The following is a 24,258-nucleotide window of genomic DNA, read 5'->3' on the forward strand; positions in this document are numbered from 1 at the left end:
GTGATACGAGCCTTAATTAGATGGACAATTTTGGTCGTTGCTTACGACCATAAACAAGGTTAATCACCATACGAGTGCCCACAATCGCAGTAAACATTGAGGTTAATATGCCTAACGTCAGCGTGATAGCAAACCCCTTAATCGTTCCGGTACCAAAGCCAAACAACACTATCGCCGCGATCAATGTTGTAATGTTTGCGTCAGCAATGGTTGAAAATGCTTTTGCATAACCGGCATCAATGCTGGCGCGTGGACTGTTGCCCAGTTTTAACTCTTCCCGAATGCGTTCAAAAATAAGCACATTGGCATCAACTGCCATACCAACAGTCAACACAATACCGGCAATACCCGGCATGGTGAGTGTGGCCTGTAACATTGATAACAACGCCACAATTAACACCAGATTGGCTGCTAAAGCCAGATTAGCCACCGCGCCAAATAAGCGATACCAGATAATCATGAACACCAGAACCAGAGCAAAGCCAATCATTACGGAGGCAAAACCCTGATCAATATTTTCCTGTCCTAAACTCGGCCCGACAGTACGCTCTTCAACAATATCGATTGGCGCCGCCAATGCACCAGCTCGAAGTAATAAAGCCAGATCGCGTGCTTCCGTAGTACTATCCAAACCAGTTATCTGGAATTTTTTACCGAGTTGATCACGGATTGTCGCGACACTGATAATTTCCGGCAGCTGACGGCGAACAGTAACTTCTTCACCATCAATTGTCTGTGTTTCTGTTTTAGACTCAATGAACACCACTGACATCGGGTTACCGATATTGTCACGGGTAATATTGCTGAAAATACGGGCACCTTTGCCATCCAACGTCACCGATACGGCTGGCGAACCAGTCTGACCATCTATCGTTGAGGCTGCGTTGATAACATGCTCACCGGTCAACATCACCCGCTTATTCAATAGATAAGGTCTGCCATCACGGTGATAATATAATTCAGAATTAGCAGGGACTCGTCCGTTGACCGCATCCTGAACATCACTTTCAAAATCGACTAAGCGAAATTCCAACGTAGCTGTGGTACCAAGGATTTTTTTGGCTTGAGCGGTATCCTGAACACCCGGCAATTGAACCACAATGCGATCTTGCCCCTGCTGCTGAACGGTAGGTTCAGCAACTCCAAGTTCATTAATACGGTTTCGCAATGTCGTGATGTTTTGCTGTAAAGCCAGATTCTGCGTTTCACGAACAGTAGCTTCGTTCAAATTAATAGCTATTGATGGACGTTCTGCGTTTTCATCAATTACCACTTCAAGCTCATTGTATTCGCGACCGATTTCTATAATTGCCGCGTCCCGATCTGCTGTTTCTCGAAAACCAAAGGCCAAAACACCATTTTCTACATTGACCTGGGTATAGCGAATCGTTTTATCCCGCAATAAAATACGAATATCGCTGGCATAACTTTCGAGTGTTTGCTTCAACACCGCATTCATGTCCACTTCCATCAGGAAATGCACACCACCACGTAGATCCAGACCAAGATTCATTGGTTCTGCCCCAAGAGACCGTAACCAAGCCGGAGTATTAGGCGCGAGATTCAACGCAACGATATAATCTTCAGAGCTCAGATTTTGCTGAATAAGTTCACGTGCCTCGAGCTGTTCATCGGCTTCACTGAAGCGAATCAATAAACGGTTTTCTTCAAGCACTACCCCTTTGTAGGGAATTTCAGCCTGTTTCAGTGTTGATTCAATTTCATTAACCAACTGTAAATCAACGCTGTTCAGTCTTCCGGCAGAAACCTGTACGGCAGGATCATCACCAAACAGGTTTGGCATGGCATAGATAATGGCCGTGACAATTACAGCGACAACCAGTAGATTTTTCCAGAGGGGGTATCGGTTCATCTTGAAGTCCAGATAGCAAAAAGGCTGCACACCGGCAGCCTTTTCATATTTACAATTTTTTCAATGTGCCTTTAGGGAGCACTGAATTGATTGATTCACGACGTACTTTAACTTCGACAGTTTCGGCAATCTGCAGGTTAATCGCATTGTCGTTAATATCATTAATTTTGCCCATCAGGCCGCCATCCGTTACAACTTCATCACCCTTAGCCAGTGATTGTTGCATGGTACGGTGTGCTTTAGCGCGTTTTTGCTGTGGACGAATCAACATTACATAAAAAAGCACTAATAAGATGATTGGAAAGGCAAAATCAAGCAAACCCGGCGAACCCGTTGATGCTGCCGTTTCAGCAAAAGCAGGTGAAATCAGAAAATCCATCATATTTCCTCTAAACTGGCAAATAAAAGACAGTGATTATGCCACAGCCAACGGCCGGCTGATAGCCAATTAACCTAATCTGCACGATCCTGACGCATTGCGTAAAACGATTGACGAAACTGCTGAAGATTTCCCGCTGCGATAGCGTCTCTCAGCTGTTGCATCAACCGCTGATAATAATGCAGATTATGAATGGTGTTCAGTCGTGGACCAAGCATCTCACCGGTACGATCCAGATGATGCAAATAGGCTCGACTGTAATTTTTACAGGTATAACAATCACAGTAAGGATCCAAAGGTCCTATGTCCGTTTTATGACGACTGTTACGAATTTTAATGACACCCTCATGCACAAATAGATGACCATTTCGGGCATTTCGCGTGGGCATCACGCAGTCAAACATATCCACACCAAGACAGACGGCTTCAACCAGATCTTCGGGTCGACCGACACCCATCAAATAGCGCGGCTTATCCGTTGGCATTTTCTCGCTGAGGTGGTTGAGAATTCGCAGCATGTCTTCTTTTGGTTCCCCCACTGACAAACCACCGATGGCATAACCATCAAAACCGATCTCAGTCAGTCCTGCCAGAGATTCATCACGCAAAGCTTCATGCATTCCACCCTGCACGATCCCGAATAATGCTGATGGATTATTTCCATGTGCTGCTTTACTGCGCGCCGCCCAACGTAATGATAAGCGCATCGAAATGGCCGCAGTTTTTTCATCAGCAGGATACGGTGTGCATTCATCAAAGATCATTACTATGTCACTGCCTAAGGCGCGTTGCACAGCCATGGATTCCTCAGGTCCCATAAAGACTTTGTCACCACTGACTGGCGAGCGAAAATGTACACCCTGCTCTGTTATTTTACGCAGCTCGCCAAGACTGAAGACCTGAAAACCACCGGAGTCGGTCAGGATAGGTTTATCCCAGCGCATAAAGTCATGTAGATCGCCGTGTCGCTGGATGATATCGGTGCCGGGCCGCAACATCAGATGAAAGGTATTGCCCAGAATGATCTCCGCTCCAGTGGCTTTGACCTCTTCTGGCGTCATCGCTTTAACCGAACCGTAAGTCCCAACCGGCATAAAAGCCGGGGTTTCAATGGTGCCTCGGTCAAAACTCAGTTGGCCGCGGCGAGCCAATCCATCCTGTGCTGATGTCGCAAATTTCATTGTGTTAACTCATCAAAAATTGGCGCACAGGATAGCATTATCGATAAGGTTTCAGTGAATTCAAACGCAATCCCCTGCCAGTTAAGGTAGGATCTTCATACAATTTTTAGTGGAAAGCAGTTATGAGTCAATCAAAAATTATTGTGGCGTTGGATTACCCCGATGCGAATGCCGCGCTTAACATGGCCGATCAATTAGATCCCTCACGTTGCCGCCTCAAAATCGGTAAGGAGTTATTTACTCGCAGCGGACCGGAAATCGTCAAAATGCTACAGCAAAAAGACTTTGATATATTTCTGGATTTAAAATATCACGATATCCCTAATACGGTTGCTAAAGCTTGTGCGGCCGCTGCTGATTTAGGCGTCTGGATGATGAACGTTCACACTTTGGGTGGACCGGCAATGATATCTGCAGCACGTGAAGCTATCGGCAGCCATCATGATGCTCCTTTACTGATTGGTGTGACACTGCTCACCAGTATGGATCAGCAAACATTTGACGCTATTGGTTTACAGGGCACGATTCCCGAAACGGTTCTTCGGCTTGCTGTGATGGCAGCAGATAACGGCTTGGATGGTGTGGTTTGCTCGGCACATGAAACGGCTATGTTAAAAGCAGAACTGGGCAACCAGTTTCAATTAGTAACCCCAGGCATTCGTCCGGCAGGCAGTGCAAAAGGTGATCAACATCGTATTATGACGCCAGCACAGGCTATTCAGGCTGGCAGCCATTATCTGGTAATAGGCCGACCGATTACCGCTGCAGCCGACCCCATGCAAAAACTGATTGAGATTGAAAATGATCTAGGCTAATGCCAGTAATTCTGTTTTATTTTGCAAAAAACCCACAAAAAGTGGTTTTTTTGCAAAAGCCAATATTTAAAACTAAACTTTAAATTTGGCTGACGCGTCCTGCAATTGAGATGACAGGCTACTAAGTGTATCCACTGCTTCCGAAGTGGCACGTGCACCATCTGCAGTATGATCAGCAATCTGACTGATATTAACAATACCACGATTGATATCTTCAGCAACTGAACTTTGTTCATTGGCCGCATTTGAAATCTGCGTACTCATCTCATCCATGGTCGAAATCATTGCCGTAATCGTATCGAGCGCGGAACCTGCACTTGCAGCTTTTTCGACACTGGTCTTGGCACTTTCCCGGCTTTCATTCATGACTTTCACGGCAGCACGGGCACCTTGCTGCAAACGCTCTACCATTTCTTCAATTTCGTGAGTGGATGACTGTGTTCTGGCAGCAAGCGTGCGAACTTCATCGGCAACAACCGCAAAACCACGTCCATGCTCACCTGCACGAGCGGCTTCAATAGCAGCATTCAATGCCAAAAGATTGGTTTGCTCAGTAATGCCGCGTATGACATCAACGATTGCACCGATATTGCCGATATCCGCTTCGAGTTCACTTAAGGTCTCAGCCGCTTTTTCAACTTCGCTGGCCAGAGTATCAATAGACTGCATTGTCTCCAGTACTACCTGTTTGCCGGCTTTCGCTTCATTATCGGCATTTCGTGCCGCCTCAGCAGCATTGGTTGCAGTTCGGGCTACTTCCTGAACAGAAGCGGTCATTTCATTCATCGCTGTCGCGACTTGATCAGTCTCTTCCTGCTGTTTTAATACTCCCGTCACCGTTTCTTTACTGATGACAGTCATGTTTTGGGTCGCGGTATTCAGCTGGCTGACACCACCAATCAAAGTGTGCACCAGATTGGCAACATTTTTGCGAGCACTGTCGAGTTCAAAAGCCATCCAGCTGAAATCGCTTCTACCGGAAATGGCAATTTTTTGCGTGAGGTCGCCTTTCTTAATATTCTGAATGCCATTGACCAATGTGGTTGCGCGCTTGTCACCAAAACGTCCAATGACATGTGCCATGAACATGATCAGTGCACTACCGATAACAACAAATCCTCCCACCACTTTAAGCTGTTGCTTCGAGGTAACCGCGTTCAGTTCCATGTAGAACATTAACCCGGCCAGCAGCAGCAAACCGATAATGCCAAAACCGGCAACAATGTACATGCGTTTTCTCAGCGAATAATTCTCTAACTTAAACACGCCGCATTCTCCCTTCTATGTTTATAATTATTGTAATTATCATGCAAACACACTCACACCGACACTATTATCTGGTGAATCAACTGATAACTGTGTTGCTTCATTGTCAATATCGTCCGTTTCAATAATAACTTGAGCTATATTATTGCCATCATGTAACTGCTCATCCTGTTCAGAACCCTGTGAAGGCTGATCCTGATGGCTTACTTCAGCATTATTTAATGCCAATCCGCTTTCGTTGAAACTCTCACGTAATCTCGGCAGAGCCTGCTCCAAAGCATCCCGGGCTGCTGCATTTGAAGCAATAAAAGTAACATTGGTCTGATCATTTTGCATGCTCAATCTGACCTCTACAGGACCGAGATTAGCAGGATTCAGCCTTAACTCTGCTTGTTGAACCCCCTCACGCGCCATCCAAACCACTCGGCTACTCATCACTTTGCCCCAAGCTGAACTGTTAAGCTGAGGTTGTATATCCAGCGATAAAGCGGGATTAGCAACACTCGGCGTACCAGCCACTGATGTGGTCATACCCGGTATGGTGGAAAATGCCAAAGGACTACTGAGTTTGCTGGCTGAACTTCTCTCCGCCTGAGGATCGAGTTGCCGCATCGCGGAAATTGTTTCGGCACTGGCTGTCATCAACTGTTCCGGCGTTTTTCCTGCCGTTTGCATCATTAACTTAACCTTTTCCGTGGTAACCGCATCACCTTCCACATTTTGCTTCTGAATTGCCTGAAGTATATCTGCACGGATTGAAGTTGCTGAAAAATCTGCATTATTCGATTTGCTCTGCATCTCAAGCACAGATTTTTTCATATCTTTATCACCGGACTGTGGAGTATTTATGAATGGCGTTGTGTCGAGTCGCTGCTTTTCCGTTTTCTTATCCGTTACGGGTGCAACAGCCACAATCATTAAAGGATCACTTTTATTCTCACTTTCACTCTTATCAGTTTTGCCGTCAGTATCGACAATGATTTCTTTAGTCGGTGCTTTTTCGGATTCCTGTTCTGAACTGTCAGCTGTTGTTTCCGCCTTTTCTACCTTTTCTTCTTTTTCAGGCGGCAATTCTTTGCCGTCTTTTGTATCCGGTTTTTCCGCTTTAGTAGTTGTTTCAGTCTGTTTATTATCTGTTTTAAGGTCATTCCTGGCCGGTTTATCTTTATCTGATCGTTGAGGTTCATTTAGCCGACGATCCAGTTCCGACGCAAAGGCCTCATTATCTTTACTGTTGGCAGCAGAAGTTATGGCTTTGTCTGTTTTGTTCGGGGCAACATTCAGCGAGGAGAGGGTCAGCTGTTGCGTCATTTCATTTCCTTAAACTCTGGTTAGTAGCCGTATAGCACTGTTATAAGTAATGAATAGCAATGGCTGTGCCAGATTCTATATTTCATAGTTCGGTATTTTTAGTGATTACTTTAATCAACTGCGTTAATGCATTGGTTTGCTCAGACAACTGCTGGTTGATTTGCTCTATGGAATGGCGGCTGCGATTTTCCCAACCGATATGATTATGCGTAAGATCTTTTTCCAGTTGCTGTGAAAGCTCAATGCTTTTATTCAGCTGTTGCTGCTGCTGACCAGACTGAATTTTCAAAGGTTGAAGCAATTGACTCAATTGTTGGTTCAGCACTCTAATTTCCATTGAAAAGTCACGAAGCTGACGCGCATCATCACCCAGCTTTGCCGCTTCAACAGTACAATTTAACGCCAGCAGGCTGGTTTCAAACACAGCGTCATCTATTTCCTGCAACATGGCAGTTAAATGACTGTTTTGCAGTTGAACTTGGTAAAGCGTTTTTTCCAGTGCCGGTAGAATATTTTGTGCTAACGAAGCGGTATCGTTCGGCGTTGAAGAGAGCGATAGACCTGAATCAGTCGCACTATGAGGATAACATTCGAGCAGAAACCCCTCGGGCTTATCATTTTTGTAAAGAACCGAAATCGTTAATCGCACATCCAAAAAGTCATTGCGTAAATCAATACTTTTAGGCAGCTGATCGAAATCACTTAGCCACTCAATTGGGAAGGGAACTGCTTCAGCGAAATGTTGTAACGAAACACCTTTAAGCCTCTCAACATTAAGATCTGGAAACATTTTTTTGAGACTGTCTTGATATTGTTTTAGCAGGGTTTCTGCCGCTACATTGAGGTAACTTACCACCAGATTTAAATCGATAATAATCATTGGCGTGGCAGTTTGCTCGACGGCTAACGAGGTAAGCACATATTCTGCTAACGGAGCTTGGGCTGTTTGATAAACCGTGACCGGCTCGGCTACCTGACTGGCAGGAGTCTGCATCAGCTCAGCCACATACTCCAGAACGTTTCTCCAGGCTTGCTGTAACGTGTCATCCCATTCTTGCTCAGAAAATTCGGCAACCACGGATAACCAGTTTTCGATGAACATCTCATAGTGGGATTGTTTGACACCATATTGCTGATGTCGCACCCCCAACCCCTGAAGATAATCTTCGATCATTTCCGTGTCACGTAAATGCTGGATCAACAAAACCATCGATGCGAGTAATTTCTTATGTTGCCCTTCAATCGTGACTGATTTGAACAACGGCATTATCGCCGGGTATTCAGCAAATAATCGCTGATAAAAGCGCTCCGCTAATGCATCACTAAAACTCATTAACGCAGCAAAATTATGCTCGACCAGGGTTATATCTTGCTCATCCAGCCCTGCCAGTCCACTAATAGGATGATGTTGTAGAGCATTCTCAGCCATCAGTCTGCTCTTCCCAATAGCAAATCGTTTGCCAGAGACTGATAATCAGCTGGATTCGCAGACGCGTTATCGTATATCACCGTTTTTAGCACTCGTTTCGGAAAATACTGTGTCAATAAATCACCAAACTGGTAGGCAAAATCAGTACCGTCCGGCAATCTATTTAAACATAACCATAACCTTATTGAATCAGATCTCAATTTTGACACCCGTTGCAATACTGGTAGCATTTTTATCATACCGCGCAATGCACCATGCTCCGCAGATACTGGAATCAGCATATCACTCGCAGCCAAAACAGCATTGGTGCCTAATAATCCTGAGATTGCTGCACAATCAATCAGAATGATATCCGCATCTGATTGTATTGTCGAAGTAAGTAGTTGCTTCAGTTTAACACCAAGTTTTATTGATGGTGTTTGCTGTTCGAACAAATGCAGCTCAGGACCCGACGCGATTAAAGACAGTTGTTCGCTTAGTGGTAGTATTAAATCACGGGCATCGTCTTTAAAAGAGAGTAAAGCATCCATCCCGATTTGCGTTTCAGATACCCCAAATTGTCGGGTTAGATCAGACTGTGGATCCAAATCCAGCATCAGTACCCGATAACCCATTTCTGCCAAAATCACACCCATATTTGCGGTGATGGTAGTTTTACCGACATCATGGGTCTGATTCATAACAGCAATAATTCGTTTTGTCCCTAGCCCAACCATGGTTTAATTCTGTCCCTGTAGCAATTGCTCAAATAGATTAGCTATATCAAGTAAATGAATCTGTTGTGAATCATCCTTCACACTATTTATCAGGCACTGATGTGTGGATGAGCTTGAAGCCATTTCAGCAAGCTCTGATGGGTACATAAGAATCGTCAGGTCGGTAACACTAAGTCCGAGTAATCGTTGAGAGTCCAGAGGGTGGTGTAACAAAACCAGTAATGGACAGTTTGACTGATGCGCAGGATCGTCAACTTCAATCAACTTATTTATATTAATGACCGGCACAATCGCATTGCGAACATGTACAACGCCAGATAACCATGAGGCCGTGCCAGGCAGTCGTAATATATTTTCCAACGCCAGGACAGTCGTAATGCAGTGGACTGGAAGCGCATATTGCTGGTCATTGATAACGATCAGCTGATAAAGATCATTTTCCAATGTCAGGTTAGCAGCCGATTTCATTGCTCACCGGAAATAGTAAGTGACATCAGCAGTTTGCCAGGATCGATCAGTAAAGCAATATTTCCCTCATTCAGTATTGCCACCCCCTTGACCCCGTTTACATGTCGATAATGAGGAAGTAAGGACTTAACCAGCAGTTGGGCCTGTTCAGCCAAACTGTCTACCGCCATTGCAAAAACACTGTTTTCAGTATTGACTAAAACGATAAAACCGGACTGCTCGTCTGTTTCTCGCACAGGCAACTGCAGGAATTGGCGAATATCAATCAATGGTACTTGCCGGTTATCATCTGTGATAAACCACTTTTTGCCTCGATGCCAGACTAACCTGCTGCTATCAGCAGCATAACTATCCAGCACATTTATTAATGGCAATGCCAGCGTTTGTTGATCAACATCAATGAGTTGTACATCCATTAAAGCCTGATGTACAGGTATATAAAGGGTAAAACAGCATCCCCTGCTGTTGCTCGAAATCAACTCAATCCGCCCTCCCATATCGGTAATATGTTGCTTCACAACATCCAATCCGATACCTCTTCCGGAGATAGCATCTGCTGTTACTGCGGTGGAAAAGCCTGGTCGAAATACCCAGTCACTGAGTCGTTGTTGATCGAGCTTACTCCCCTGCAAATTGACCCCTAGCTGTTTTGCTTTGGCCAGAATTTTTTCTTCAGATAAACCAGATCCGTCGTCACTGAATCGAATGATCAATTGCTCATCAACTTGTTCAGCAATAATGTGGATCTGGCCTTTTACAGGTTTGCCGGACTGTTGGCGAAGCTCGATGGGTTCGATTCCATGGGCGAGGGTATTTCGCAAAAGATGGGTTAATGGATCCATCAACGAATTGACAATCATACTATCCACTTCAATAGGCGCGATATCCATATTCAACTGGATCGGTTTATCGGTTTTATTCGCCAGATCAAACGCCATGCGGGGTAATCTTGCAAAAGCATCGGCCAATGGACGCATCGAAATATGTAACAGTTGCTGTTGCAATAATTGTTGTTGATGTTTCATCGCCTGATTACGGCGGGTCAATCGAATTTTATCCGTTTGATTTAACTGGTTGGTCAGTGCAAACGTCTGCTTTAGCTGGGTCTGTAATGTATGTGAAACGGTTAATAATGCTTGCAGATTGGCCTCGCTCATTTTGTAGCGATTTGGCTCATTAACTCTTTTGGACTGCGGTAAAGCCAATACTTCTACCGTGACATCACAAACATGTTTTACCCAGTCAAACAGCGAGATAATTTTTTGGTAGCTTACTTCCGCAGTAAGTGTTATCTGCCAGCGCAGGTAACATTTATACAGGTCAAAATCTGCAAAATCGGGTAATTTATCAGTGAAGACGGAAACTTTTACCGGACCAAACTGGCGTAATGATTTGATAATTCGTAATGGATCATGGCCGTTTTCAAAAAACTGCGGATACGGTACAAAATCAATTTGCCAGACAGAACCATTCATTTCCGACACAATCGGTGGTTTACGATTATTCTGATTTTGCTTATCCCGACGATTCATCCCAGCAAGGCAATTTGCCAGTTTTTCATCTTGTAATGCTGGATCTGATTCAGATCCACTTAAGCATTGCCGGCAAAAATCAATTGCCACCAGTAGGCCGTCCCTGTCATGGCTGCTAAGTTGGCGGTTTTCCGTCAGAATATTTTCTATTGCATGACAAACCTTTGCTATAGCTTCATTTTCGAAACTGGCGGCAGTCCCCTTGAGGGAGTGCAACAGCCTGAGAGTATCTTGCCTATGAGCATCTCCCTTACTGGAACTATCCAATGATGTTAATAGCCAATCCTCTATTTGATTTAAAGTTTCCAGAGCTTCCTCATGAAAAGCAGCTGTTGCAGAGGATAAAAGCGGATGCATGGCAATCGAAAATTAATTAAGCAGTGAGTTGACAGTATCAATCAACTGTTCAGGATCAAACGGTTTTGTTAACCATCCACTGGCACCTGAAACACGGCCAAGATTTTTTTTGTCTTCATCTGTTTCCGTTGTTAACAACAGTACTGGGGTAAAGCGGTATTGCGGTAACAAGCGAAGCATCGTTATGAATTCAGGCCCAGTCAGTTGAGGCATATTAAAGTCACTTAATACCATTTCAAATTGTTGCTCAGTCGCCATGTCAATGCCCTGTTTACCATCTTCTGCGCACATCACATCATGGCCTGAATTCTGCAAAATAATCTGTAACATCTGTCTGAGCGAAGGTGAATCATCGACGACTAGAATCCGGGCCATGTTAGTTATTCTCCATTGAATCATTATCGGCAACTGATGGCTGATCGGTCATTTTAAAAGATAGACCGGAAAGACTTACGGCATCCTGAAAGCTATCACTCATCACAGACCAGTGCACCTGAATATCATATTTCTCTGCCTGTTGTTGAAATTGATAGAGTAATTGTAACGCCGCGGTATCAATACGTTGCAAACGGCTAACATCAATAAATACATTATTTCCTGCCAGCAGAATTTTTAAACATTGCACATACCATGACTCCAGTTGAGTGATGGTTAACTGTTCTCCACAATCAAGGTTTTCTGTTGTATTCGTCATATTTATAGCTTTTTTAATTACATTTTTTGCCGCAATACAATAAGGATCAGACAAAAATGTCCGCTTGTGAGTTTATACAACCAATGTCGTATGCAAATTACCATATAACAAATCTAAGCAGAGACTATGCCAGGGTTTATTTATGTTTGCGTGCCCAGAGCATAGCGGTATGTTCATCTGCCAGTCGCTGCTCCAGTTTAAGCTGACGTTGCTCGTCTTCTTTTTGATAGCGTTCTTTGAGGGATTCAATAGATCGTTGTTTATTTTTGGCTTCCAGCCATAGCTGTCGTTGTTTTTGTGTCTGCATAAAACACTGTTCGACGTGGCGTTGTTGCATTCGAATAGCATTATCTAATTGTGCAAGAAACGATCTTAAATCAATTGCTTTGCGAGCACTCATCTGTAAAGCGTCGCCTTGTCGGAATTGTTGCAGGTACTCTTCGCGATAACGCAGTAAATCATTAAGCTGATGTTTTTCCTGCTCAAGCACGTTGTTGGCCTGAACCAGGCTTTGCATAGCTTTATCGGTCTCGCGACCGGCCATTTCAATCACTGGTATCAGTTTGCTTGCCCGCGTCATACTGCTTTAACACCCGAATCCATCGTGTTATCCAAAATTAGAATTTACGTTGCTCCGCTGTCATCAATTGTCCATTTAATTGCTGTGAATTGCTCATCTGGCCAAAAGCCAGTTTTTGTAATGACTGCAGGCTACTATTCCAATCATGCGCCACATGCATGTCCTGTTTCAACATTGCCGACAGTGCCGGAAAACGATTAATGGCTTCATCAATTTGCTGATCGCTTCCTGCCTGATAGGCACCAATAGTAATTAAATCCTGATTCTGCCGGTAAGTGGAATAGATTCGCTTGAATTGCTGGGCCAGCTGCAGTTGTTTGGCATCGACAACCTGCGGCATGACACGACTGATCGACGCTTCAACATCAATCGCCGGATAATGCCCGGCTTCAGCTAATTGTCTGGATAAAACGATGTGTCCATCAAGTATGGCACGAGCTGCATCAGCCACTGGATCCTGCTGATCATCACCTTCTGTAAGCACTGTATAAATTGCGGTTATTGCTCCACCACCGACTTCACCACTGCCAGCACGTTCAACAAGTTGCGGCAATAACGAAAAAACTGACGGAGGATAACCCTTAGTGGCTGGCGGTTCACCAACTGCCAGAGCAATTTCACGTTGCGCCTGGGCAAACCGTGTCAGTGAATCCATTAATAACAATACCTGCTTGCCCTGATCGCGAAAATATTCTGCAATACTGGTTGCCAGCATGGCGCCATGCAACCGCATCAAGGGTGAGTGATCGGCTGGAGATGCAACAACCACGGCACGCTTTAAGCCTTCTTCACCCAGAATATCTTCAATAAATTCTTTAACTTCACGGCCCCGTTCACCGATCAATCCCACCACGATGACATCAGCTTCAGTAAAACGCGTCATCATACCCAGCAATACACTTTTGCCGACGCCACTCCCGGCAAACAACCCCATTCTCTGACCACGTCCAACCGTCATTAACGTATTTATTGCTCGGACGCCTACATCCAGATGTTGTCTGACCGGTGCACGGGAGAGTGGATTAACGGTTTTACCATGTAGAGGGACTTTATCGTTTACGTTCAGCGGCCCACGTCCATCAAGCGGTTTTCCCGCACCGTCGACAATTCTGCCGAGTAAAGCGTTACCAACGGGTACCTGAGAATCACTACGGATCGGTCTGACCCGGGCATTCGGAACCAAACCACGGATATTGCCGGTAGGCATTAAATACAGTGTTTCATCATGAAACCCCACCACTTCCGCTTCGACAGGCTCTCTGCCTGGAGCATGAATTTCACAACGACTGCCAATAGAAGCCTGAAATCCAACGGCCTCCAGCGTCAGACCGACCATTCGGGTCAATCGTCCCTCCACGGTAATCGGTGTTTCATGATCGGCTGTGAGTCGCTCTAGCTGATGCTGCAACCTATCATGCAAAGATGTTGATTGGTTTGGCAATTCAGCTGGGTTCATGATGGTTTTCTTGACTTAATAACCGTGAAATCAAATTATTGAGTCGGGTTTCAACGGTGGCATCTATGGTGGTGTCTGCTGTCACCAACTTGGCTCCACCACGGCTTACCAGAGGATCCTCGTACCATTGCCAGCCGGTATCTTCATCCAGTTTCAAGCCGTTTTTCACCAGCTCCATATCTTCAGGGTTAAGATAAACTTTTAGCTGGCGATCACTGACGGGTAATACGGCAAGTGCTTCGCGAACAGCGGTCAAAACCATTTCAGGTTTTTGCTGAAGTTCGTGATAAACCATTTGCCGCACCAGCAGACTGATCATCGACAGTAAATCCTGTTCAACAATTGAATCAACGCTCTTAAGCGGATTATTCAGACTGTCAATTAAGGCTTTCCATTGTTGAGCCTGTTGCAGAATATCGGTTTCTCCGGCTTTCAATCCTGCTTCATGACCTTGCTGGAAACCTTCATCATAACCTAGCTTAAACCCCTCTTCCTGAGCTGCCTGCTGAACAGCTTCTAACGCTTCAACGGTTAATGGATTGGTATTTTCGGCTTCAACATCCGACACTGATACCACCCGAGGAACTTCCCATCGCTCATAGGCATTGGCGAGTTCTTCGGCGGATAAAACGTTGGCATGTTGGGTGGTATAAAGATCATCAGATGAAGTCATCACCACCACCGCTACCTAATGCAATATCACCTTTATCGGACAACATCCGTGCGGTAGACAAAATGGATTTTTGCGCGGCTTCAACATCACTGATACGCACCGGTCCCATCGCTTCAAGATCATCACGCAGCATTTCTGCTGCACGTTGGGACATATTTTTAAGAAACTTCTCTTTGAGATTATCATCAGCGCCTTTGAGTGCAAGCTGAAGCTGATCGGTTTGAATTTCACGCATCAATGTTTGCATGCCACGATCGTCTACATCAATCAGATTATCAAACACAAACATCAAATCCTCGATGTTCTGACCGAGATCTGGTTCAGATTCTTTGATTTTTTCCATAATGGCTGCTTCACGACTACCCTCAACAAAGTTAAGAATATCAGCAGCTGTTTTCGGCCCGCCAACGGTGGCAGTTTGTCCGCCAGCGTTACCACTGAATTGTTTTTCCAGGATTTCATTCAGCTCATTCAACGCTGCTGGCTGCACCCCATCCAATGTAGCCACCCGTAGTAAAATCGCGGCCTGATCACGTTCCGGAAACATTCCAAGTACCTGAGCAGCCTGATCGGGATCGAGAAATGAACAGACTATCGCTACTATTTGGGGATGTTCCAGACGAATCACTTCATAGATGGCACGCGCATCCATCCATTTTAGCTGTTCCAGACCATTGGTATTACCCCCGGAAAGAATCCGGTCTAGCAAACCTCCGGCACGTTCTTCACCCAGGGCACCGACCAGCATTTTTCGCACATAGTCATGTGAACCTATGCCCAGACCGGTTTCTTGTTCTACCGTAGTGACAAAACTGCCTAAAACAGTCTCCACCTCGCCACGCGTTACATTATTCAAAGTAGCCATGGCTTGACCGATTTTCTGAACTTCTTTCGGTCCCATATGCTTAAGCACCTGCGCAGCATCCTCCTCGCCTATAGAGCGAAGAAAAACTGCAGCTTTTTCGGTACCGGTTAATTTACGGGGTTGTTCGGCCATTATGCATCACTCGCTGCCCAGTTTTTTACGACCTGCGCGACCAGCGCAGGGTCCTGCTGTACTAAACTGCGAATATTAGTTAAATGCTGTTCAACACGCTCAGAACCAGTCGTCAGTTTAGCAATATCCTCACCATTTTTACTACTTGCTGCCAATGCTTGCTCTGCTGACATTTCATCGGTATTTTCACCATTCTGGTTGGCTAACTGTTTACTAGGAGATTTATTCAAATCTCTGAAAGCTGGACGTATCAGACCAAATATCAAGAATAACACGACCAATGCACCCAAGACTTGTTTACCCACGTCCCAAACCCATGGTTGTTCCCACAGTGGGATACCTGGAAGTGGCTCGGCCTCAATCGGAGTTACAAATGGTGCGCTGACAACATTTAAGCTGTCGCCTCGGGCCATATTGAAACCAATTGCGTCCATGACAAGCGTGTTAATACGCGCCATTTGTGCGTCGCTCATTGGTGTGGTGACAACATTACCTTCAGCGTCGGTGGTGGTCGGTTCATCGACCAATACAGCAACGCTCAGCTTACGAATGTCGCCAGGCGCCAGACGGCTATGACTGATGGTGCGATCCAATTCAAAATTACGGGTGGTGCGACGTGAACTTGAGCCAGGTGTAACCGTCTCAGTAGTCGTTTCTCCATCTTCTCCAGCGTTTTCCTGAGCAGCTTGTTCCGGTGCGACACCACCACCAGGAGGTTGATTAGCCAATGCCCCCGGCACTCCCATAGGTCCAAATCCCCCAACGCGCTCTTCTTCAGCAAGTTGCTCGCTACGTAATGCGGCCAGATCCGGATTATAGCTTTCCTGAGTTTGTTCTGTGACAGTAAAGTCAACATCTGCCACCACTTGGGCACGCACGCCATTCATACCTACAATGGGTGTCAGAATATCTTCAATACGGCTGATATATAACTGTTCAAGTTTTTGGGTAAATTCCAGCTGCGTATCACTTAACGCCATACTGCTGTCACGTTCTGGCTGACTCAATAAATTACCACGCTGATCAACAACGGTGACATCCGAGCTTTTCATATTCGGGATACTGGCTGCCACCATGTGTGTCACAGCGGATATATGACCACGTTCCAATGTTCTGCCAGCATACAGATTGACCACAACTGAAGCAGTAGGTGGCTTACGTTCACGTACAAATACAGATTGCTTGGGAATGGCCAGATGCACACGGGCACTGCGAACATTCTGCAATTCACTCACTGAACGGGCAAGTTCCTGCTCCATTGCACGCTGATAACGTGCCTGTTCGATAAACTGGCTGGTGCCAAACCCCTGTTCCTGACTGAGGATTTCCATGCCTTGTGCACTACTGCGCGGTAAACCTTCAGCTGCCAGGCGTAAGCGTAATCCCTGAACTTCTGAAGCCGGAACCAACAATGCCCCTGTAGTAGGGTCTAACTTATAATCAATTTGCATCTGTTGCAGCACATTGGCTACTTCAGAGGATTCCTGAGCTTCCATGCCGGAAAACAACACCTGATAAGAAGGTGTTTGTGACCACATAAACACGTAACCGCCAACAGCAATACTGGCCGCGATCGCCAATAAAAACATGATCTGCTTGGTTATGGGTTGGCGGGAAATATTATTTTGCATAACCGCCAACGGAGTGTTGGCAGCAAATGTGTTAGTTTTTGTAGCAGGTGCATTTTCCATATTCAGGCTCTTCAGTTAAACCAACGCCATTAAATCGACATTCTCATGACTTCCTGATAAGCCTCAATCAGCTTATTGCGGACCTGGATCGTGGCTTCAAACGCCACACTGGATTTTTGGGAGGCAATCATGACATCGGTTAAATTGACATTGGGATCACCCAATTCAAAAGCTGTTCGTAACTGACCTGCTGTTTGTTGAGTTTCATTTACTTTATCCACAGCATTTTTCATCAGATCACCAAAATCAACCCTGCCACTGGATAAATTCTGCTCAGCTGGCATTGGCATGGTCTGATTAGCCTGAGTTTGCATGGCCCGCATCTGCGTCAGTAACTGGTTAGGATCAATAGCTTTTATCATGATTATATTCTCGCTTTGTATTGCTTGTTGGGCTGAGTTTGTTTATGCAGACTTCTTGCCAAATTTTCCAGGAATGGCAATGCCCTGTTCACGAAAACGTGAGATTTTGTAGCGTAAGGTGCGTTCACTGATGCCTAATTCTTTTGCTGTCTCCCGGCGGCTACCGCGATGTTTTGCCAGTATGTCGAGAATATGACGCTGTTCGTGACTACGTAAATCATCTGCATTATCGACGGGAATAACAGTCTCACTCTGCTCTGTAACAGGTGTCGCGTTTAGTTCATTTGTGGTTTGCTGAGCTCCCGACATAGCTTCATATGCCAAATCATCGGCGTTAATGATTGAGCCGGTTTGTAAAATTAACGCCCGTTGCAGAACATTATCGAGTTCCCGAACATTTCCCGGCCAGTTGTGTTGCGACAGTTTTCTTTTTGCTTCACTGTCGAAATGCGGAGCGACCCGTCCACCTTGCTTACAATGACGTTCGAGTAACTGCTCGGCAAGCGGTACGATATCCTGAGGTCTTTCTCTCAAAGGCAATAACTGCAAAGGAAAAACATTCAATCGGTAAAATAGATCCTCGCGGAAACGGCCGGCTTTGACTTCATCACGTAAAGTGCGGTTGGTGGTCGCCAGTACACGAACATCAAGTGAAAGCGTTTTTCTGCCACCCAGACGTTCCACTTCGCGCTCCTGCAATACCCGCAGTAATTTGGCCTGCAATGAAATATCCATCTCGGTAATTTCATCCAGCAGAATTGTGCCTTGATTTGCCTGTTCAAATTTACCAGCATAGGCTTGAGCTGCACCGGTAAACGCGCCTTTTTCGTAACCAAACAGAGTGGCTTCAAGCATGGACTCCGGAATAGCGGCACAGTTAATCGCGATAAAAGGACCATCCTTGCGGGGTGAATGCCGATGAATAAAGCGTGCCAGCACCTCTTTACCTGTGCCACTTTCACCATTTATCAAAACCGTGGCGTCAGTATCAGCAACACGTCTGGCGAGTGCCTGTAAATCAACTGACGATTTGGCAGCTGCGACCATATCATCACTGGCAGGCAGTATTCGTACATAACGTTGTACCCGCTGCAACAAATCATCAGCTTCAAACGGTTTCATTAAATAGTCACAAGCCCCTTCATGCATGGCTTCTACTGCACTTTGTACAGAACCATAAGCCGTCATCAGAACAACAGGTAATGAAGGCAACATTGCCCGGGCTTTTTTCAATAATGTATGACCATCCATCGGTTGCATCTGCAAATCGCTGAGCAATAAGCCAATCGGTTCATTAGCCAGTTTGTCCAACGCCTTCTGCCCATGATCGGTCGACGTCACTTTATACCCGGCAAGTTCCAGCGTGTCGCATAAAGCGGTACGTAAATTGGCATCATCTTCCACTACCATAATCATCGACTGGTTCATGATTTCACTCCTGCTTGCATTTGTTCCTGAGAGGTATTAGATGGACGGTAAACTGGCAAACGCAGACAGAACGTGCTGCCTACTCCCTGCTCGCTATCGAGCCAGAGCATGCCTTTGTGGGCTCTGGCAACAGACTGCACCACGGCGAGTCCTAACCCGGTTCCAGAAGAACGAGTGGTATAGAAAGGCTGCAATATCTTGTCGTAATCAGCTTCGGCGATGCCCGCACCATTATCTTCAATACTGATTTCAATAAACTGTTGTTGACCTTCTTCAGCATAATCAGCATGAATGGTTATTTTTCCTGTTTGCCCACAGGCCTGACGAGCATTATTCAATAAATTATTCAGAGCACTGACCAAGGCTGGCTGACAGCCATAAATATAACCATCGTTCACCAGATTAATGACCTGAACATTGAGCGATTCACTTTCTGGTTGTGCCACAAATTGCTGTACCAGTTCATCAATTAATGCATTTACACTTACCGGCGCAGTGCTATTCATATCGCCCCGTGAAAATGCCAGCATGTTGCGAACCAGCTGTTCCATATGGCTCAGACTGTCATGTAAACGACGGGCAAATTTTAGCTGGGTAGTTTGTTCAGTCTCAGGCTTGAGAAGAGGAGCCAGATATAAAGTGGCTGATGATAAAGGTGTACGAATTTGATGCGCCAGACGTGCCGCCATTTCACCCATAGCTGATAATCGTTGCAGATGCGCAACCTTACGTTGTAACTGACGTGTTTCGGTAACTTCCTGCAAAAGAATAATCTGGCCAGGCTCTTTATCAAGCGGGCTGGTTGAAATATGTACCAGTCGACCATCTGCCAGTGAAACATCATGCCCATCATCTTCTCTGGGCTTGAACGCGCGTTTGATAACATCAATCCAGCGTTGACCTGTCAACGGTTCGCCCAATAAATTAATGGCGACCTGGTTACAATCCTGAACGACTCCCATTCCATCAATGACCACGACACCACCAGGAATGACCGCAAGCAGACTGCTGAGACGATCTGCAATGCGGCTCTCCGAAGCGGAGGTTTTTTTTGAGGTTACCGGTGGTGTCCACAAAGGCTGATGTTCAGCGATATCAACCACATTACGTTTTGTAGGTTGTATTGCCTTTAACGCAACTTTACTTTCACTGTGAGGTGAGGATTCAGGCCATTTGAGGTTCATCTAATTTTGCTCCACTAAAGGGTTTCCGATAGTGGTTCTGCAAAATATATGCCCTGTTTTTTATCGCTTATTTTTCAATGAGTTAATTTAAATAAATTTATTTCGGAGTCAAATTTCAGGCGCTTATTTCAGCTAATTTCAATATCCCGTTGAATACCGTATTTACGCATCTTTTCAACTAGGGTTGTTCGACGCATTTTTAATCTGCTGGCAGCGTGAGCAACAACCCCTGCCGCTTCATCAAGAGCCTGTTTAATGAGCAGATATTCCAGATTGGCCAGATGTTCTCTTAAATCCAAGCCATCTTCAGGAATAGTATCCATGCTGAACAGCGCATCATCAGATCGCTGAAAACCATTCACTGAAGCTGAAGCATCACTACCATTCGCTTTTGAGGTGACTTTGAGTGCGGTGAGAGAGTGTGGCTGGGAATCAATTGCCGATGTAATAACATCCGGTAGTGGTTCACCCTCAATCTGGTATTTCTCTGGCAGATCATCAAAGTCTACCGTGCCATAGGGATATAAAATGACGAGTCTTTCCACCACATTTGCCAGTTCCCGAACATTGCCGGGCCAGGTATAGCGGCATAATGAGGCGATGGCAGTCGGAGTGAAGCGTACGGCTCCCCGGTTCTCATGTTCTATTCGCTGTATGAGCTCATGAATCAATAACGGAATATCTTCAGGCCGTTCGCGTAAGGCAGGCATTTCAATAGGAAACACATTTAAGCGGTAAAACAGGTCTTCTCTAAAGCGGCCATCACCTATATGGGTTTCGAGATTACGATGGGTTGCAGCAATCACTCTGACATTGGCTTTCTGGGTTTTATTACTGCCTACGCGTTCAAAGGTTCTTTCTTGCAAAATTCTTAATAACTTAACTTGCATAGGCAGAGGCATATCACCAATTTCATCAAGAAACAGTGTTCCGCCTTCGGCCATTTCAAAACGACCTTTGCGAGCCGTTATCGCACCAGTGAACGCACCCTTTTCATGGCCAAATAATTCGCTTTCAAGCAGTTCGCCGGGAATGGCACCACAGTTTACCGGTACAAAAGGTTTATCTCGACGTGAGGAAAAATAATGCAGGTTGCGGGCAACCACCTCTTTACCAGTTCCAGATTCCCCTAAGATCAGTACATTGGCTTCTGAATCAGAAACCTGATGTATCATTTTCTGAACCCGTTTCATCTTTGTACTGTTGCCCACCAGCGAACGAAATAACGGTTCTGTCTCAGCTTGATTATCAGCCTGGTTCCTGTAAACCGAAGCTTGTTGTATTGCGTTGTTTAACTGAAGGTATTTGATGGGGTAATTTAAGCTACCGATGGAGCCGGGAAATTCTCTGATTAAAGCTTCTGGATAATCCAGGGTAAACACCGGGATCCTTGCTTCATGATTAATAAGCTCACGCAATAATTGTTTTGTCGGGCTGACGCCGCCACAATCTCCAACCAGTGCTAAAGCGATATCATTCAAATCATTAACGCTATCAAACCAGTTTTCCATGTCATTCACCACGACAGCGTGGCAATTTACGAACGCAATAAGCGTGGAAAGTGTTTCTCGGCGTTGTGGGTCAATATCTATCACCAAGATATTACACGCATTCATAACTGCTCCTGAAGGCAAGCTCTTTCCGAACCTGTTGGTATTACTGTAGGGATTTAGTTAATTCAAGTTAAGCACTTTACAGTTAGTTGTCAAAAAAATGACACTGTAAATGGGAACTTTTTCAGAAACCAGTGCGCTAACTAATTGGATTGATAAGCAGTTACGGCTTTATGGGTGAATTTTGCATTACGCATTTGGAGTTGTAGAGATTGCTTTCCTTCCTGGCAATGCGCAATCAGCTCATTGTTGGTGTCGATAAGTGTTTGCAGCACTGTCGCCTGGCTTTCAATTTCTGGAGAATCCTCATCTAAAGGGAATATCGACTCCAACAGTATTTGCCTTTTTTTCTCAATTTCTGGCAGTTCATTCCATTGTTTCTGCTTAGCCATAGCCAGCATATTTTGAGTAAGTTGCACCGCTTGATGCAGGAAGTTAAGTTTATCGCTTGAATGTGTCATGAATGATTAGTGATAATCGGCCGGAATATTATCCCAACCAGCTTTCACTTCCATTAACAGGCTGCTGACTTCATCCAGAATTGCCACATCATTGCTAACATTTGCTTCAAGCAAACGTCGCCCCATATATTCATACAAGGCATCCAGATTCGCAGCAACTTCACCACCTTTTTGAGCATCAAGGCTGGTTCGTAAACCTTGGATAATATTCATGCCCCAGGTAATCTGCCGACTTTTTTCAGCAATATCATTTCGAGCGATACAGCCTTTGGCGGTAGCAATTTTAGATAGCGCCCCTTCCATTAACATCTGAATAATACGATACGGTGAGGCAAAGTTTACTTCTGACTCTACGGCTCCCCGACCATATCCTTCCAGTGCTTTTTTATTGATCATGTTTTGCATCATCCTAATTTCGCTCTGTGTTACTTATTATTATTCAATGAAGCTAATTGTTGCGTTAAAAAGCTCGACGTATTATTAAGGCTGCTAACCAGTGTATCAAGTGCTGTAAATTGAGCTCGGATTCTGGCCTCTACAGAAATCATCCGATCTTCCATTCGTAAAATTTGCTCGTCAATTCCTTTAACCTGAGTGTTAAGGCCATCTTCACGCGAATCAATCAAGCCATCGCTGGCTAACCAGCCATCAGCAAGTGTTGACAGTTTTGCAGCAAACCCACCATTTTCTGAGGCAAATAAATTGGTAAAAGATTCAAAGTCCGTATTCATAATGTCAGTGATGCGATCAGAATCTACTCCCATTACACCGTTTTTATCGATCGAAACTCCCGCCTCAATCAAATAACTAAACGAAGAACCTTCAATGGAAGACCCCGCATTTAATACATCAAATATCTGCCTTTCCAATGTCAACAAGGTGCTATCAGCTTCAAGTTGGCCATCGCGTTGCTTGTTAATTTCTGACCGTAAAGCATTAAAGGCTGTTGCAAAGGCTTCTACAGATTCGAGAATTTTCTCATCATCACGCGTCACGCTTAACGTTGATGAACCAATAGAAGCAGCATTGATAGTAACGCCGTCAATAGCGCCAGTAATTGTATTGGAGCTACTACTGACATTAAAGCCATCTATACGAACGAGGGCATTTTGAGCTGAAGAAATGGCCGCCCGGAATTCTAAGCCGCCCTCTGGATTATAGGCTAAAGCAGATAGACCGGCTTCATCAGTATTGCCACCATCACTATCTGTAACACTTATCCGCAACGCATTATCCGTCCCGGTTTCTTCAGAAGAGAGAACCAAACGTGCACCATCATCACCGGTAACAATCGTGGCGGAGACACCAGTGTTATCAGCTGCATCATTAATCGCATCACGTATACCAGCCAAAGTGTTATTGCTACTATCAATCGTGAGATCAAAATTCTCAGCTCCGATACTGATACTCAGTGTGCCTTCACCCACGACCGTGTTGGAATCGGTATAGGCTTGGGTGGCAATTTTGTCTCTTTCTGCCAGACTGACCACTTCAATATCGTAATTTCCGGCTACTGCACCATTGGAAACTGAACTGGTAAAAATAGACTCACTTCCACTAGTGGCTTGATATACCTGAAACTTCTCAGGTGAATTGAGATTAGCCATTGCTGATTGGAAATCAGCAACTTTACTTTTCAAGGAACCATAAGCACTTATCTGGGCATTAACAAATGACTTTTTCGTTGTTAAGTTGTCGATCGGCTGACGCTCAATCTCCAGTAACTTAGTCACAATGTCATTTACATCTAAGCCAGAACCAATGCCTGGTGCTTGTATTGTAGCCATGATAA

At 45.1% G+C, this 24,258-nt stretch carries 24 protein-coding genes and 1 pseudogene; 1 reads left to right on the forward strand and 24 read right to left on the reverse strand.

What is annotated here, in order from left to right; all coding sequences use genetic code 11:
- Window positions 1-16 precede the first annotated feature (16 nt).
- From secD to tgt, 3 genes are all read right to left on the reverse strand, one after another.
- Window positions 17-1,873, reverse strand: a complete 1,857-nt coding sequence (secD, locus tag Q7A_RS14150) for a protein translocase subunit SecD (RefSeq protein WP_014707520.1) — start codon at window positions 1,871-1,873, stop codon at window positions 17-19.
- A 49-nt stretch (window positions 1,874-1,922) separates the two neighbouring features.
- Window positions 1,923-2,252 (reverse strand): preprotein translocase subunit YajC, encoded by a 330-nt coding sequence (gene yajC, locus Q7A_RS14155; RefSeq protein ID WP_014707521.1) that lies wholly within the window; start codon window positions 2,250-2,252, stop codon window positions 1,923-1,925.
- Window positions 2,253-2,326: 74 nt separating this feature from the next.
- Window positions 2,327-3,433, reverse strand: a complete 1,107-nt coding sequence (gene tgt, locus Q7A_RS14160; protein ID WP_014707522.1) for a tRNA guanosine(34) transglycosylase Tgt — start codon at window positions 3,431-3,433, stop codon at window positions 2,327-2,329.
- Window positions 3,434-3,555: 122 nt separating this feature from the next.
- Between tgt and pyrF the strand changes: the two genes are divergently transcribed.
- Complete coding sequence (gene pyrF, locus Q7A_RS14165; protein ID WP_014707523.1) at window positions 3,556-4,248, forward strand: orotidine-5'-phosphate decarboxylase; 693 nt, start codon at window positions 3,556-3,558, stop codon at window positions 4,246-4,248.
- A gap of 72 nt (window positions 4,249-4,320) precedes the next feature.
- Here pyrF and Q7A_RS14170 read toward each other — a convergent pair whose 3' ends face one another.
- The 21 genes and pseudogenes from Q7A_RS14170 to fliD all read right to left on the reverse strand — a co-directional run bounded on the left by Q7A_RS14170 (window position 4,321) and on the right by fliD (window position 24,253).
- Entirely contained in the window at window positions 4,321-5,514 is a 1,194-nt protein-coding gene (locus tag Q7A_RS14170; protein ID WP_238595922.1) for a methyl-accepting chemotaxis protein, read from the reverse strand.
- A 39-nt stretch (window positions 5,515-5,553) separates the two neighbouring features.
- Window positions 5,554-6,825 carry a flagellar hook-length control protein FliK gene (locus Q7A_RS14175; RefSeq protein ID WP_014707525.1) on the reverse strand — a complete coding sequence of 424 codons (1,272 nt, stop codon included), beginning with the start codon at window positions 6,823-6,825 and terminating at the stop codon, window positions 5,554-5,556.
- Window positions 6,826-6,907: 82 nt separating this feature from the next.
- The gene (locus Q7A_RS14180) at window positions 6,908-8,254 is read right to left on the reverse strand and encodes a globin family protein (RefSeq protein WP_014707526.1); all 1,347 of its coding nucleotides are present in this window, start codon (window positions 8,252-8,254) and stop codon (window positions 6,908-6,910) included.
- A complete protein-coding gene (locus Q7A_RS14185; RefSeq protein WP_014707527.1) occupies window positions 8,254-8,970 on the reverse strand; it encodes a ParA family protein in 717 nt (238 codons plus the stop codon). The genes Q7A_RS14180 and Q7A_RS14185 overlap by 1 nt, the downstream gene beginning before the upstream one ends.
- Before the next feature lie 3 nt (window positions 8,971-8,973).
- The gene (locus Q7A_RS14190; protein ID WP_014707528.1) at window positions 8,974-9,438 is read right to left on the reverse strand and encodes a chemotaxis protein CheW; all 465 of its coding nucleotides are present in this window, start codon (window positions 9,436-9,438) and stop codon (window positions 8,974-8,976) included.
- Window positions 9,435-11,060 carry a chemotaxis protein CheA gene (locus Q7A_RS14195; RefSeq protein WP_041354594.1) on the reverse strand — a complete coding sequence of 542 codons (1,626 nt, stop codon included), beginning with the start codon at window positions 11,058-11,060 and terminating at the stop codon, window positions 9,435-9,437. The genes Q7A_RS14190 and Q7A_RS14195 overlap by 4 nt, the downstream gene beginning before the upstream one ends.
- 33 nt (window positions 11,061-11,093) lie before the next feature.
- Window positions 11,094-11,327, reverse strand: a pseudogene (locus Q7A_RS15725) (Hpt domain-containing protein); the annotation flags it as partial.
- A 12-nt stretch (window positions 11,328-11,339) separates the two neighbouring features.
- Window positions 11,340-11,702 carry a response regulator gene (locus tag Q7A_RS14200; protein ID WP_014707530.1) on the reverse strand — a complete coding sequence of 121 codons (363 nt, stop codon included), beginning with the start codon at window positions 11,700-11,702 and terminating at the stop codon, window positions 11,340-11,342.
- A 1-nt stretch (window position 11,703) separates the two neighbouring features.
- Window positions 11,704-12,021 carry an STAS domain-containing protein gene (locus tag Q7A_RS14205; RefSeq protein ID WP_151903931.1) on the reverse strand — a complete coding sequence of 106 codons (318 nt, stop codon included), beginning with the start codon at window positions 12,019-12,021 and terminating at the stop codon, window positions 11,704-11,706.
- Window positions 12,022-12,157: 136 nt separating this feature from the next.
- On the reverse strand, window positions 12,158-12,601 hold the full coding sequence (gene fliJ, locus Q7A_RS14210) for a flagellar export protein FliJ (RefSeq protein ID WP_041354597.1): 444 nt from the start codon (window positions 12,599-12,601) through the stop codon (window positions 12,158-12,160).
- A 37-nt stretch (window positions 12,602-12,638) separates the two neighbouring features.
- Window positions 12,639-14,057 carry a flagellar protein export ATPase FliI gene (fliI, locus tag Q7A_RS14215; protein ID WP_014707533.1) on the reverse strand — a complete coding sequence of 473 codons (1,419 nt, stop codon included), beginning with the start codon at window positions 14,055-14,057 and terminating at the stop codon, window positions 12,639-12,641.
- Window positions 14,044-14,730: a flagellar assembly protein FliH gene (locus tag Q7A_RS14220; protein ID WP_014707534.1), complete on the reverse strand. Its 687-nt coding sequence runs from the start codon at window positions 14,728-14,730 to the stop codon at window positions 14,044-14,046. Before Q7A_RS14220 ends, fliI begins: the two co-directional genes overlap by 14 nt.
- Window positions 14,717-15,727, reverse strand: coding sequence for a flagellar motor switch protein FliG (gene fliG, locus Q7A_RS14225; protein ID WP_014707535.1), 1,011 nt, complete (start codon window positions 15,725-15,727; stop codon window positions 14,717-14,719). The genes Q7A_RS14220 and fliG overlap by 14 nt, the downstream gene beginning before the upstream one ends.
- Window positions 15,727-17,418, reverse strand: a complete 1,692-nt coding sequence (gene fliF, locus Q7A_RS14230) for a flagellar basal-body MS-ring/collar protein FliF (protein ID WP_014707536.1) — start codon at window positions 17,416-17,418, stop codon at window positions 15,727-15,729. The genes fliG and fliF overlap by 1 nt, the downstream gene beginning before the upstream one ends.
- 29 nt (window positions 17,419-17,447) lie before the next feature.
- Window positions 17,448-17,780: a flagellar hook-basal body complex protein FliE gene (fliE, locus tag Q7A_RS14235; RefSeq protein WP_014707537.1), complete on the reverse strand. Its 333-nt coding sequence runs from the start codon at window positions 17,778-17,780 to the stop codon at window positions 17,448-17,450.
- 42 nt (window positions 17,781-17,822) lie between these two features.
- Window positions 17,823-19,208 (reverse strand): sigma-54-dependent transcriptional regulator, encoded by a 1,386-nt coding sequence (locus Q7A_RS14240; protein WP_014707538.1) that lies wholly within the window; start codon window positions 19,206-19,208, stop codon window positions 17,823-17,825.
- Window positions 19,205-20,392: a sensor histidine kinase gene (locus Q7A_RS14245; protein ID WP_014707539.1), complete on the reverse strand. Its 1,188-nt coding sequence runs from the start codon at window positions 20,390-20,392 to the stop codon at window positions 19,205-19,207. The genes Q7A_RS14240 and Q7A_RS14245 overlap by 4 nt, the downstream gene beginning before the upstream one ends.
- 128 nt (window positions 20,393-20,520) lie before the next feature.
- Window positions 20,521-22,008, reverse strand: coding sequence for a sigma-54 dependent transcriptional regulator (locus Q7A_RS14250; protein WP_014707540.1), 1,488 nt, complete (start codon window positions 22,006-22,008; stop codon window positions 20,521-20,523).
- Between the two features lie 140 nt (window positions 22,009-22,148).
- On the reverse strand, window positions 22,149-22,466 hold the full coding sequence (locus tag Q7A_RS14255) for a flagellar protein FliT (RefSeq protein WP_014707541.1): 318 nt from the start codon (window positions 22,464-22,466) through the stop codon (window positions 22,149-22,151).
- A gap of 6 nt (window positions 22,467-22,472) precedes the next feature.
- Window positions 22,473-22,862: a flagellar export chaperone FliS gene (fliS, locus tag Q7A_RS14260; protein ID WP_014707542.1), complete on the reverse strand. Its 390-nt coding sequence runs from the start codon at window positions 22,860-22,862 to the stop codon at window positions 22,473-22,475.
- Window positions 22,863-22,891: 29 nt separating this feature from the next.
- Window positions 22,892-24,253 (reverse strand): flagellar filament capping protein FliD, encoded by a 1,362-nt coding sequence (fliD, locus tag Q7A_RS14265; protein WP_014707543.1) that lies wholly within the window; start codon window positions 24,251-24,253, stop codon window positions 22,892-22,894.
- Window positions 24,254-24,258: the final 5 nt, after the last annotated feature.

Source organism: Methylophaga nitratireducenticrescens, from assembly GCF_000260985.4.
In the GTDB taxonomy this organism is placed as follows: Bacteria; Pseudomonadota; Gammaproteobacteria; order Nitrosococcales; family Methylophagaceae; genus Methylophaga; species Methylophaga nitratireducenticrescens.

What these genes read in the sequence shown, in the direction of transcription:
- secD (WP_014707520.1), bottom strand. Translation starts at nt 1,873, where the DNA reads ATGAACCGATACCCCCTCTGGAAAAATCTACTGGTTGTCGCTGTAATT.
- yajC (WP_014707521.1), bottom strand. Translation starts at nt 2,252, where the DNA reads ATGGATTTTCTGATTTCACCTGCTTTTGCTGAAACGGCAGCATCAACG.
- tgt (WP_014707522.1), bottom strand. Translation starts at nt 3,433, where the DNA reads ATGAAATTTGCGACATCAGCACAGGATGGATTGGCTCGCCGCGGCCAA.
- pyrF (WP_014707523.1), top strand. Translation starts at nt 3,556, where the DNA reads ATGAGTCAATCAAAAATTATTGTGGCGTTGGATTACCCCGATGCGAAT.
- Q7A_RS14175 (WP_014707525.1), bottom strand. Translation starts at nt 6,825, where the DNA reads ATGACGCAACAGCTGACCCTCTCCTCGCTGAATGTTGCCCCGAACAAA.
- Q7A_RS14180 (WP_014707526.1), bottom strand. Translation starts at nt 8,254, where the DNA reads ATGGCTGAGAATGCTCTACAACATCATCCTATTAGTGGACTGGCAGGG.
- Q7A_RS14185 (WP_014707527.1), bottom strand. Translation starts at nt 8,970, where the DNA reads ATGGTTGGGCTAGGGACAAAACGAATTATTGCTGTTATGAATCAGACC.
- Q7A_RS14190 (WP_014707528.1), bottom strand. Translation starts at nt 9,438, where the DNA reads ATGAAATCGGCTGCTAACCTGACATTGGAAAATGATCTTTATCAGCTG.
- Q7A_RS14200 (WP_014707530.1), bottom strand. Translation starts at nt 11,702, where the DNA reads ATGGCCCGGATTCTAGTCGTCGATGATTCACCTTCGCTCAGACAGATG.
- Q7A_RS14205 (WP_151903931.1), bottom strand. Translation starts at nt 12,021, where the DNA reads ATGACGAATACAACAGAAAACCTTGATTGTGGAGAACAGTTAACCATC.
- fliJ (WP_041354597.1), bottom strand. Translation starts at nt 12,601, where the DNA reads ATGACGCGGGCAAGCAAACTGATACCAGTGATTGAAATGGCCGGTCGC.
- fliI (WP_014707533.1), bottom strand. Translation starts at nt 14,057, where the DNA reads ATGAACCCAGCTGAATTGCCAAACCAATCAACATCTTTGCATGATAGG.
- Q7A_RS14220 (WP_014707534.1), bottom strand. Translation starts at nt 14,730, where the DNA reads ATGACTTCATCTGATGATCTTTATACCACCCAACATGCCAACGTTTTA.
- fliG (WP_014707535.1), bottom strand. Translation starts at nt 15,727, where the DNA reads ATGGCCGAACAACCCCGTAAATTAACCGGTACCGAAAAAGCTGCAGTT.
- fliF (WP_014707536.1), bottom strand. Translation starts at nt 17,418, where the DNA reads ATGGAAAATGCACCTGCTACAAAAACTAACACATTTGCTGCCAACACT.
- fliE (WP_014707537.1), bottom strand. Translation starts at nt 17,780, where the DNA reads ATGATAAAAGCTATTGATCCTAACCAGTTACTGACGCAGATGCGGGCC.
- Q7A_RS14240 (WP_014707538.1), bottom strand. Translation starts at nt 19,208, where the DNA reads ATGAACCAGTCGATGATTATGGTAGTGGAAGATGATGCCAATTTACGT.
- Q7A_RS14245 (WP_014707539.1), bottom strand. Translation starts at nt 20,392, where the DNA reads ATGAACCTCAAATGGCCTGAATCCTCACCTCACAGTGAAAGTAAAGTT.
- Q7A_RS14250 (WP_014707540.1), bottom strand. Translation starts at nt 22,008, where the DNA reads ATGAATGCGTGTAATATCTTGGTGATAGATATTGACCCACAACGCCGA.
- Q7A_RS14255 (WP_014707541.1), bottom strand. Translation starts at nt 22,466, where the DNA reads ATGACACATTCAAGCGATAAACTTAACTTCCTGCATCAAGCGGTGCAA.
- fliS (WP_014707542.1), bottom strand. Translation starts at nt 22,862, where the DNA reads ATGATCAATAAAAAAGCACTGGAAGGATATGGTCGGGGAGCCGTAGAG.
- fliD (WP_014707543.1), bottom strand. Translation starts at nt 24,253, where the DNA reads ATGGCTACAATACAAGCACCAGGCATTGGTTCTGGCTTAGATGTAAAT.